Source organism: Winogradskyella sp. (genome assembly GCF_013042245.1).
Taxonomy (GTDB): Bacteria; Bacteroidota; Bacteroidia; order Flavobacteriales; family Flavobacteriaceae; genus Winogradskyella.
Genome location: NZ_JABDQL010000036.1, coordinates 1 through 9,972 on the forward strand (window position 1 = coordinate 1; position 9,972 = coordinate 9,972).

Genomic DNA, 9,972 nt, shown 5'->3' on the forward strand with positions numbered 1-9,972 from the left:
TATTTGCAAAACTATATGAATTGGTTTATGATACTTGAGCGGATTAAGAATAATAATCAACGCCTAAAGGAGTTTGCATTATATGCCATTACAGGGCAATCCGCTTGGGAATTATGGAGAACAAGTACTAATTCAGTCATATATTAGGATATAGCCTAAAACTATTAAGCTATATCAAATATAATATGGCTGGAATAAAATGAATGTATTCTTTTTGAGACAATTTAAAACTTATATTTAATTGACTTTTAGCATAAAAATATGCTACTTGGTCAATTAATAAAATCTGAATAAACGGTATAAAAAATAAAATCTCTGCTGTTAATGTTTGAGAATACCAATTTGCATAACCTAAGATGTATGGTGTAATATATATGGTATATAAAAACATCAATAAACTGAGCCATTTACTTGCTTTAGTGTTGTTAAAAATCCCTATAGGTAATAGTAAAAAAGAAAAAACTAGCCCATGAAAAAAGAAAATCAAGAGCAAAGAGCTTTTCTGTCCGAACCTAAATGGAAAGTTAAATAGTACATAGATGTATCGAGGTATTTTTATTTTACATTTAAAAGTAATACTATTTTTCTATTTTAGTGTCATGGCGCAACATAACCAACTCGGAAAAAAAGGTGAACAATTGGCAGTAGATTTTCTCATTGAAAATAACTATGATATTGTTGAACGTAATTACCGATTTGAAAAAGCTGAGGTCGATATTATTGCTCAAAAAAAAGATATTTTGGCCGTGGTTGAGGTAAAAACTCGCTCTACCATAGATTTTGGAAACCCTCAAGATTTTGTAAAACCTAAACAAATAAAGAATCTAGTCAAAGCTGTTGATGAATATGTTACCGTCAATAATTTAGATGTTGAGGTGCGTTTTGATATTATAGCGATTGTAAAAGAAAATCGCTATTTTAAGATTGAGCATTTAGAGAATGCGTTTTATCATTTTTGACAAGAATTCTCATAGAATTCTTGTCATGCTGAACTTGTTTCAGCATCTTATCACAGTTTTATAAATTTAATAAAGACCCTGAATCGAGTTCAGGATAACAAACGATAAAATTCTATTTTACTGTTTGTAAAAATTCATCTCATCCACATATTCCCAAACATGCTCTGGTAACATTGGTCGAATATTTTTTCCAGCTTTAATAGATTTTCTAATAAATGTTGAAGATAATTCCATAATTGGTGCAGCAACATGATGAATTTTAGGGTGACCATCAAAACGTGTTTCTATTTTACCATTTGAAATTCTTGGATAGACGTAAATATGATGATTTTCTAGAATAAGTTCGTAGTTTTTCCACTTGTGAAAATTTTTCAAATTGTCCTCTCCCATGATTAAACAAAACTCATAACTAGGGTGTTTTTCTTGTAGATAGGTAAGTGTATCAATAGTGTAATTTGGTTCCTTAAGTCCAAATTCTATGTCGCTTGGGCTTAACTTATCGTAATCTTTTGTAGCTCTAAAAACCATTTCAAAACGCTGGCGATTATCTAATAAGCTGCTTTTTTTCTTAAATGGACTTAATGGTGTAACCACAAACCAAACTTGGTCCAAATCACTATGCTCAGCTAAATGGTTAGCAATAGTTAGATGACCAACATGTATTGGATTGAACGTTCCGAAGTAGAGTCCGATTTTCATCTTAATCTTTTAAAAAATCTGAAACTAATTTATAAGCTTTTTCTAAAGCGTCATCTAAATCTTTATTTACTACAATTTTATCAAACAATGGTGCTGTAGCTAATTCTGCTGGTGCTTTAGAAACACGCATATTTATTTTGTCTTCACTTTCTTCGCCGCGATCTTTAAGACGCCTCACTAACTCATTTAAGTCTGGTGGCTTAACAAAAATCGCTAAGGTTTGCTCTGGAAATTTTCGTTTTATACGCAAACCTCCTGAAACATCAATATCAAAAATAACATGTTTTCCTTCTGCCCAAATACGTTCAACTTCTTCTTTTAAAGTCCCGTAAAAATTATCGCGGTAGACTTCTTCCCATTCTAAAAAAGCATCACTCTTTATCTTATCCTTAAACTCTTTCAGAGATAAGTAATAGTAATCTTTTCCGTGTACTTCTTTTCCGCGCTTCTCACGCGATGTAGCCGAAATAGAAAACTCTAGATTAAGCTCAGGTTGCTTTAATAAATGACGGACTATTGTTGTTTTTCCTGAGCCAGACGGTGCCGAAAAAACGATAAGTTTACCTTCTTTCATCTTAGAGCGCATTTAGCATTTGTTCCTTAATTTTTTCTAGCTCGTCTTTCATCTGAACGACCAATTTTTGCATAGGTGCATAATTTGATTTTGAACCAATAGTATTAATTTCTCGACCAATTTCTTGAGAGATAAAAGCCAATTTCTTACCATTAGAATCATCAGAATTTAAAGAAGTCATAAAATAATCTAAATGGTTGTCTAGACGGACTTTCTCCTCAGTAATGTCAAATTTTTCTATATAGTATACCAATTCTTGTTCAAATCGATTTTCATCTACTTTTTCTTTAATATCCGCAACACCTTTTTCTAGTCTAGATCGGACACCATCGATACGCTCTGGATCCATTTTTATTACCTGATTCAGTAAGTCTCTTAGCGTAGCAATTCTATTCTCGAAATCTTGCTTTAAAGTTTTACCCTCATCTTTTCGGTAAGCTTTAATATTATCTAAAGCTGTGTCAATTTCATTTTGGATACTTTTCCATTCGTCTTCATCAATTTCATCGTGCTCCGTTGTTACCGCATCAGGTAAACGAATTGCCATTTTTAGAAGCTCAGTTTCATCGCCATCTACTACATCTTTTAGCTGCTTAATGTATTCTTTTACAACGGTTTTGTTGATTTTAGAACTCGTGTCTTCTCCAGTAATCTCTACATATAATGAAAAATCCACTTTACCTCTTACCAAGTGATTGGCGATTTGCTTACGTATACCAAGCTCTTTTGCACGGTACATCGATGGCATACGCACATTTAAATCAAGGTTTTTACTGTTAAGCGATTTTAGTTCTATTGTTATTTTTTTGGTTGGCAACTGAAGTACAGATTTACCGTAACCCGTCATAGATTGTATCATATAATACGCAACTTTAAAGTTAATCAAAGGTACAAAATAGAACGGTTTTATTTTATCTTTGCAGCTTCAATAAAATGAAAGGAATTATGTACAAAAAACAATTTGAAATACGCTGGAGTGATATCGATGCAAATGGCCATTTAGCAAATTCGGCTTATACTAATTTTATGAGTCATGCAAGGATGTCTTTCTTTTCAGGGCAAGGATTCTCAATGAAAGAAATTTTGAAGCATGGTATCGGCCCCGTGGTATTCTATGAGCATATGTATTACTTTAAAGAGTCTTTTATAGGGACTCCAGTTACAGTAACTATTGAGGTTTCTGGCTTAAGTGAAGATGGTATGTTTTTTATGTTTGAACATAATTTTTATAATCATAAAGGCGAAAATTTAGCGCATTGTGAAATGCAAGGTGGTTGGATAGACCTTAAGACAAGAAAGCTTTGCGCCTTGCCTAAGGAATTAATGAAGCTGGCTGAAAAATTCCCAAAGTCTAAAAGTTTTAAAACACTTACAAAGGAAGATACGCGCAAGCATGGTGTGAAGCCAAAAAATATAGTTATTTAAAGGGCTTGTGCTGCTTAAAAGTTTTAATAGACACATTTTTCACAAAAGGTCTTATCATTCTGTTAGGTAAGGCTTTTTTATGCTTAAAGTAACAAGTTAGTGTTTCAGGTTCTGCGCCAAGTGTACTTTTAATTTCCGACGCTGTACGGCCCAAATTAATCTGTTTGGATTTTGCTTTAAGCCCAAGTCTCACGTAGTCATTGAGTATACGTGGATATATAGCAAACTCTTTGTTTTTCGAGTAATCTATACCAATAAAATGAGCATCTAAATTTTCGCCATTTTTCATGGCAGACAAAAAGCCAACTAAGGTTTCATTTAGAAAATATCCAATAACTGTGAATTCGTCTTCGAAACTTTCTTTTAGAAACGTATAGGTGTTTAAATTTAATACTTGTGCATTAAAATCCGCATTTTCAATAGTGTTTTGATAAAGGGATTGCAGTTGTGATTTATAGGTTTCAATAGCTTCTACATTAAGTTCCTTTGCTGCCAAAACAGCACTCTTAGAATCTGCTTTATTTACTTTTACACGGTATTTAGATTTTAAGGCAGATTTATAATCTTCAAAACTTCTCCATTCTTCTTTAAGTGAAATAATCATATTGGGCTCTACTAGCATTGGTGTGTAGCCATAATTATCAAGGTGTTTTGTAATGTAAAGTGATTCGTTTTTAAAATCTTTCACAAAAAGGCCTGACAGTTTCTTTAAAGATTTAGATAGGTGTTTTATGCCTTCGACTAATGATACAAAAGCTTCAATTTTATCTTCATCTTGTTTAAGAAATGTGCCATATTCACCACTTAAAAATATGTTGCCACAAAAAAGAATTCTAATATAGTTGTTGCAAAACAAACGATTAATGTTTCGCTTTAACCAACCATTCATTTTAATGTTTTTGGTTATGGTTTCCAAGCCAATGGTTACTAATTGGGTGTTGGCAAAGGCTATTGCTTCGCCATTTCGAGTTACAAAAACATAATTGAAACTGATGTCTTTATTTGCTTTTTCAAATGCTTTTAAAAATTCTGGAGAATAGTAAATATTTATACAACAATCGAGACTATCCCAATAGGTTTGTGGAATTTTATCTACGGCATCAAATATTTTAGTTTTTAAAAACAAATTAAGATGTAACTTTTGGTTTTTTAGTAACGAAATATACGCCTAAAAATATAAGAAGCATTGCCGAAATTTTTATGGTATCAATAAAGTCGGCACCAGACAAAATAGCGAAAAGACCTGCAATTACGGGTTGCAAATAAATAAAAATACCAACAGTCGAAGCCTTGAGTTTACTAATAGCCCAAGGATTTAATAGATAGGTTAAAAATGTCGCTCCTATAACAACAAAAGCTACTGAAAAACTTATGTATGGCGTAAAGCTTTGCCATTCTACAGATGATAATTCGCTATAGCCAAATGGTGTTACGAAGATTAATCCAAATAAAAATAACCACTTAATAAATGTAAACGGGTGGTATTTATTTGTGAGTTTTTTTACTAAAATCACATAGATACTATAAGAAACTGCATTGAGAAAAATCATTAGATTTCCGAGTGGAATATTATCGGCCACACGAGCTGATTGTCCGTAAAGCGTTAAAACTAGAGCACCAATAAATCCAATAACAATACCTAATGTTTTGAGTTGTGTAATGCGTTCCTTTAAAATAAAAACGGATAAGACTAAAATAACTATAGGTACAATGGTCATTATTGTTGAAGCATGGATTGGGGTTGTATATTCCAGTCCTTTTAAGAAGAAAATCATATTAATAAACACACCAAAAACAGCAGCAAAAAAAATGGTTTTAAAATCTTTTTTTTCGATTTTTTCTTTTGGTAAGAAGAGGCTCATCAACCAAAATAAAGCAGTTGCACAGATAATACGAAGGAGTACAAAACCGAGAGGTTTTATATAGTTTTCGTTCATTACGGTTTTGGCAAACGTGTAATTAATACCATAGAGTAATTGAACAATAAACAAGGCAATTATAGCCTTAATTCTACTGCTCATGGATGGTTTCTTTAGCTAATTCTACAGTCTTTTTAGAGTTACCAATAAAAATGGAATTATTGTAAATAAGCACTGGTCTTTTTAGAAAGGTATAGTGTTCTAGTATAAGATTTTTATAATCGTATTCAGAAAGTGATTTTTCTTTTAGATTACGTTCTTTATAAAGCCTTGCACGTTTACTAAATAAACTTTCGTAGCTATTAGTAAGCATTCTCATTTCTTCAATTTGAGCTGAAGTTATAGACTTAGTTTTAATATCCTGAAGAACAACATCTGAAGGTAATTCTAAATCGTTTATAATACGTTTACACGTGTCACAACTGCTGAGATAATATATTTTTTTCATCTTTTGATAATCACGTAATTTGCAATTGCAAAGAAAATTCATTTAAAAGTAAAATACAGTACTTTTAGTAAAAATATAAGACGATGCACTACGATATTGATATCACAAGAAAAAATAGAATTCTACTGGAAGACTTTTTGGATAACTACAGCTTAGAGCAACTTAACAAAGTTCCCAAAGGATTTAAAAATAATATCATTTGGAATATTGCACATTGCATTGTAACTCAGCAAATACTTATTTATAGATTATCTAATTTACAGATGAATTTACCCCAAGAGTTTATTGGTCGTTTTAAAAAAGGAACGAAAACTGAAGCAAATTTAAACGAGGATGAAGTAGATTTCATAAGAAGTGTTTTGTTTACAACATTAGACCAAACGGAAAAAGATTACAACGCTGGAAAGTTTAAAACTTACGAAGAATACACTGTTTCAACAGGAAGTACGTTGACCAATGTCAATGAAGCTTTGGCCTTTAATAATTTTCATGAAGGTATACACTACGGGTATATTTTAGCATTAAAAAAAGCACTTTAAGATTATGGATTATTTTCAAATTGCATCAATTCTCATCGTTATATCTGCACTTTTTGGATATATCAATGTTCGCTTTTTAAAGCTTCCAATTACTATTGGTCTAATGCTCATTACTATAGTGTTTACCTTAGCTATAGTTGTTATCGGACAGTTTGATGATACGCTACTTCAAACCGAAAAGGCATTTATTTCTAATATTAATTTTGAAGATTTATTATTAGACGTTATGCTAAGTTTTTTACTCTTTGCAGGTGCATTACATACCAATTTTGACCAGCTTAAAGTACAACGCTGGCCTATTCTAGTTTTTGCAACCATAGGTATAATAACATCAACTGTGTTAGTTGGGGTAATTATGTTTCCTTTGTTAACAGCATTGGGTTTTAATGTATCCTTTATCCATTGCTTATTATTTGGCGCATTAATTTCGCCAACTGACCCAATTGCTGTTTTAGGTATTCTAAAAAAGGTAGGAGCACCCAAAAAATTAGAAATAAAAATTGTTGGCGAATCGTTATTTAATGATGGTGTTGGTGTCGTGGTTTTCTTAACTATTTATGCCATTGCAAAAAAGCCAAATGCAGCTATTGAGCTTTCTGAGATTGCCACATTATTTATTCAAGAAGTTGGAGGCGGCATTTTATTAGGCGGTATTTTAGGTTGGATTACCTATCGCCTCATGAAATCGATAGATAATTATGAAGTTGAGGTAATCCTTACGTTAGCTGCAGTAATGGGCGGCACTTTATTGGCACATCAATTTCATTTATCTGCGCCTTTGGCTATGGTTACGGCAGGTTTAATTGTTGGTAACGATACGATTAGAGAAACTTCAATGTCTGAAGTTACAGAAGCTTATGTAGATAAATTTTGGGAACTCATAGATGTGCTTCTTAACACTATTTTGTTTGTAATGATAGGTATGGAAATGTTGGTTTTAACATTAGATCTTAATTACATTTATGCAGGACTTATCGCAATACCAATTATTTTAGCGTGCCGTTATATTTCATTGTTTTTTCCAGTAAAACTTTTTGCAAAAAAATTGGAATTTGTACCAAAAACTACATTAATAATGACTTGGGGCGGATTACGTGGTGGAATTTCTATTGCTTTGGCATTGAGTTTAACTGCAGATATGAATAGAGAATTATTCCTCGTGATTACATATGTTGTTGTCATCGTTTCTATTGTTGGGCAAGGTCTTACTGTTGGTCCTGTAATAAAAGGGATTACAAAACGCTATTCTAAATCAGAAGCTTAAGAATTCTTTAGCTTTCTCAATCGAGATTACAAACTCAGTATAACCTTGAGCATAAGAGGCTATCTCGTAGTTGTTGTACAACAGGATTATGCCTTCTTCATTAAATCCAATATTTTCAGGAAGCTGAAAGGGTTTTCCGAAGAAAAATTCTTTAATGTCTAAACCTTCATTTTTCATGTGGTCTAAGAAAAAAGATTCTGCTAACTTTTTAAATCCTTTCATATCTGAAATAATATCGTTTTGTGTTAAAAGTGCTCCATTTTCAGGATTAAAATTTAAAAACTGAATCGAATCATTTCCATGAGCACCGCCAGTATCTGAATATACACTCAAGCCCATAGTAACTATATTTTCTGTTTTATAAAGTATCTCTGTTTCAATAGCTAACGACCAGGTTTGCGCACTTTCTCCAAAATTATTTTTGAACGATTTGTATTGCTCATCAAAGTCTTTTAACGCTTCCTCAATGCTAGTAGCTTCTTCCTCTCTTGAAAAAGGTACATTTTTCAAAATAGCCGAATCTATATGAGAATTAATATTTTTAGCAATTTCAGAATTTACTTTTGCCTTATCAAAAGTCACTTCGATATCAGCTTCGTAAGTATTTTCAATAGAAACTATTTCAAATTCTAAGGGTTTAGTTTCCTCTTCACACGAGCTAATAAAAATCAAAATGATTATAGGTAGACTTATTTTTTTCAAACTCAAATTGCTTTTGTTAAACATAAGATAAAGGTATATGATACATTTTAATCCAACGAATTAACCTTTAAATTTGTTGTATTCCTGAAAGCGAGAATCTAATAATTCATTCAAATATGAAATTCAATACCAAAACTATTCATGGAGGTCAAAAATTAGACCCAGCTTATAATGCTGTAATACCGCCAATTTATCAAACAACTACTTATGCGCAATTTACCCCAGGTGAACATAAAGGTTATGAATATTCACGTTCAAAAAATCCAACACGTCATGCATTGGAGAATTCTTTTGCAAGTATAGAAAATGGAGAATACGGTATAGCTTTTGGCTCTGGAATGGCAGCAATAGACGCAGTATTAAAATTATTACAACCTGGAGATGAGGTCATTTCTACCAATGATTTATATGGTGGTAGCTATCGGCTCTTCACTAAAATATATCAAAAATTCGGAATTAGGTTTAAATTCATCGGTATGGAAAATGCTTCTAAAATTGAAGAACACATCAACAAGAACACAAAGCTTATTTGGGTAGAAACGCCAACAAACCCATTGTTGAATATTATCGATGTTAAAACTACTGCTAAAATCGCAAAAAGGCACAATGTGCTATTAGCTGTTGATAATACTTTTGCTACACCATATTTACAGCAGCCTTTAGACTTGGGTGCAGATATAGTTATGCATTCTGTGACTAAATATATTGGTGGTCACAGTGATTTGGTCATGGGAGCATTGGTTGTAAAGGATAAAGCGTTAGCAGACAGTTTGTATTTTATTCAAAATGCAAGCGGCGCCATTTGTGCGCCTCAGGATAGCTTTTTGGCATTACGAGGTATCAAAACACTTCATGTGCGTATGCAACGTCATTGTGAAAATGGTAAAGCCGTTGCGGAGTATTTGTTAAAGCATCCAAAAATTGAAAACGTCTATTGGCCAGGTTTTAAAAACCACCCAAATCATAAGATTGCAAAATCGCAAATGAAAGATTTCGGTGGAATGGTCTCATTCATAACCGAAGGGAATGACTATAATGAAGCTATTAATATAGTACAAAATCTAAAGGTTTTTACATTAGCAGAGTCCCTTGGTGGCGTAGAATCTTTAGCAGGTCATCCTGCTAGCATGACACATGCGAGTATTCCCAAAGAAGAACGTGATAAGATTGGCGTTGTTGATGCGCTAATTCGTCTAAGTGTAGGTATTGAAGATGAGGAAGATTTAATTGAAGATTTAAAGCAAGCTATAGGTTAAACTACTATTTTTAATCTAAGTAGTAGATGTAACTAAAATTTAGCCAAACAAGTACGTCATTAAATTTATTCGCTTTCAGGTTTAATACCTCGAGGCTTGCCTCGTTAATTATTACTATTTTGTGACTCGATGTCACAGAATAGTAAATATATCCATAAAAGTCATAATGTTACAGTTTTACTATATC

The 9,972-nt window shown here is 32.4% G+C and carries 12 protein-coding genes; 5 read left to right on the forward strand and 7 right to left on the reverse strand.

What is annotated here, in order from left to right; genetic code table 11:
• The first annotated feature begins 599 nt into the window (after positions 1-599).
• Positions 600-959, forward strand: a complete 360-nt coding sequence (locus tag HKP48_RS03405) for a YraN family protein (RefSeq protein ID WP_296342835.1) — start codon at positions 600-602, stop codon at positions 957-959.
• A gap of 117 nt (positions 960-1,076) precedes the next feature.
• Here the strand turns inward: HKP48_RS03405 and nadD are convergent, their stop codons facing one another.
• From nadD to HKP48_RS03420, 3 genes are read right to left on the reverse strand one after another with little or no spacing between them, the layout of a single operon-like run.
• Complete coding sequence (gene nadD, locus HKP48_RS03410; protein ID WP_296342838.1) at positions 1,077-1,658, reverse strand: nicotinate (nicotinamide) nucleotide adenylyltransferase; 582 nt, start codon at positions 1,656-1,658, stop codon at positions 1,077-1,079.
• A 1-nt stretch (position 1,659) separates the two neighbouring features.
• Positions 1,660-2,232: a guanylate kinase gene (gene gmk, locus HKP48_RS03415; RefSeq protein WP_296342840.1), complete on the reverse strand. Its 573-nt coding sequence runs from the start codon at positions 2,230-2,232 to the stop codon at positions 1,660-1,662.
• Position 2,233: 1 nt separating this feature from the next.
• Positions 2,234-3,091, reverse strand: coding sequence for a YicC/YloC family endoribonuclease (locus HKP48_RS03420; RefSeq protein ID WP_296342856.1), 858 nt, complete (start codon positions 3,089-3,091; stop codon positions 2,234-2,236).
• Between the two features lie 86 nt (positions 3,092-3,177).
• Between HKP48_RS03420 and HKP48_RS03425 the strand changes: the two genes are divergently transcribed.
• Positions 3,178-3,657 carry a thioesterase family protein gene (locus HKP48_RS03425; protein WP_296342842.1) on the forward strand — a complete coding sequence of 160 codons (480 nt, stop codon included), beginning with the start codon at positions 3,178-3,180 and terminating at the stop codon, positions 3,655-3,657.
• Here HKP48_RS03425 and HKP48_RS03430 read toward each other — a convergent pair.
• From HKP48_RS03430 to HKP48_RS03440, 3 genes are read right to left on the reverse strand one after another with little or no spacing between them, the layout of a single operon-like run.
• Positions 3,650-4,783, reverse strand: a complete 1,134-nt coding sequence (locus tag HKP48_RS03430) for a hypothetical protein (protein ID WP_296342843.1) — start codon at positions 4,781-4,783, stop codon at positions 3,650-3,652. The genes HKP48_RS03425 and HKP48_RS03430 overlap by 8 nt on opposite strands.
• A 1-nt stretch (position 4,784) precedes the next feature.
• Positions 4,785-5,678 (reverse strand): DMT family transporter, encoded by an 894-nt coding sequence (locus HKP48_RS03435; RefSeq protein ID WP_296342845.1) that lies wholly within the window; start codon positions 5,676-5,678, stop codon positions 4,785-4,787.
• On the reverse strand, positions 5,668-6,024 hold the full coding sequence (locus tag HKP48_RS03440; RefSeq protein ID WP_296342847.1) for an ArsC/Spx/MgsR family protein: 357 nt from the start codon (positions 6,022-6,024) through the stop codon (positions 5,668-5,670). Before HKP48_RS03440 ends, HKP48_RS03435 begins: the two co-directional genes overlap by 11 nt.
• 83 nt (positions 6,025-6,107) lie before the next feature.
• On the opposite strand from HKP48_RS03440, the gene HKP48_RS03445 reads away from it, so the two are divergent.
• On the forward strand, positions 6,108-6,563 hold the full coding sequence (locus tag HKP48_RS03445; RefSeq protein WP_296342849.1) for a DinB family protein: 456 nt from the start codon (positions 6,108-6,110) through the stop codon (positions 6,561-6,563).
• A gap of 4 nt (positions 6,564-6,567) precedes the next feature.
• Positions 6,568-7,827 carry a sodium:proton antiporter gene (locus tag HKP48_RS03450; protein WP_296342850.1) on the forward strand — a complete coding sequence of 420 codons (1,260 nt, stop codon included), beginning with the start codon at positions 6,568-6,570 and terminating at the stop codon, positions 7,825-7,827.
• Here the strand turns inward: HKP48_RS03450 and HKP48_RS03455 are convergent.
• A complete protein-coding gene (locus HKP48_RS03455; protein WP_296342852.1) occupies positions 7,816-8,529 on the reverse strand; it encodes a DUF3298 and DUF4163 domain-containing protein in 714 nt (237 codons plus the stop codon). The genes HKP48_RS03450 and HKP48_RS03455 overlap by 12 nt on opposite strands.
• Positions 8,530-8,645: 116 nt before the next feature.
• Between HKP48_RS03455 and HKP48_RS03460 the strand changes: the two genes are divergently transcribed.
• Positions 8,646-9,785 carry a cystathionine gamma-synthase gene (locus HKP48_RS03460; RefSeq protein WP_296342854.1) on the forward strand — a complete coding sequence of 380 codons (1,140 nt, stop codon included), beginning with the start codon at positions 8,646-8,648 and terminating at the stop codon, positions 9,783-9,785.
• The last annotated feature ends 187 nt before the right edge of the window (positions 9,786-9,972 follow it).

What these genes read in the sequence shown, in the direction of transcription:
- HKP48_RS03405 (WP_296342835.1), top strand. Translation starts at nt 600, where the DNA reads ATGGCGCAACATAACCAACTCGGAAAAAAAGGTGAACAATTGGCAGTA.
- nadD (WP_296342838.1), bottom strand. Translation starts at nt 1,658, where the DNA reads ATGAAAATCGGACTCTACTTCGGAACGTTCAATCCAATACATGTTGGT.
- gmk (WP_296342840.1), bottom strand. Translation starts at nt 2,232, where the DNA reads ATGAAAGAAGGTAAACTTATCGTTTTTTCGGCACCGTCTGGCTCAGGA.
- HKP48_RS03420 (WP_296342856.1), bottom strand. Translation starts at nt 3,091, where the DNA reads ATGATACAATCTATGACGGGTTACGGTAAATCTGTACTTCAGTTGCCA.
- HKP48_RS03425 (WP_296342842.1), top strand. Translation starts at nt 3,178, where the DNA reads ATGTACAAAAAACAATTTGAAATACGCTGGAGTGATATCGATGCAAAT.
- HKP48_RS03435 (WP_296342845.1), bottom strand. Translation starts at nt 5,678, where the DNA reads ATGAGCAGTAGAATTAAGGCTATAATTGCCTTGTTTATTGTTCAATTA.
- HKP48_RS03440 (WP_296342847.1), bottom strand. Translation starts at nt 6,024, where the DNA reads ATGAAAAAAATATATTATCTCAGCAGTTGTGACACGTGTAAACGTATT.
- HKP48_RS03445 (WP_296342849.1), top strand. Translation starts at nt 6,108, where the DNA reads ATGCACTACGATATTGATATCACAAGAAAAAATAGAATTCTACTGGAA.
- HKP48_RS03450 (WP_296342850.1), top strand. Translation starts at nt 6,568, where the DNA reads ATGGATTATTTTCAAATTGCATCAATTCTCATCGTTATATCTGCACTT.
- HKP48_RS03460 (WP_296342854.1), top strand. Translation starts at nt 8,646, where the DNA reads ATGAAATTCAATACCAAAACTATTCATGGAGGTCAAAAATTAGACCCA.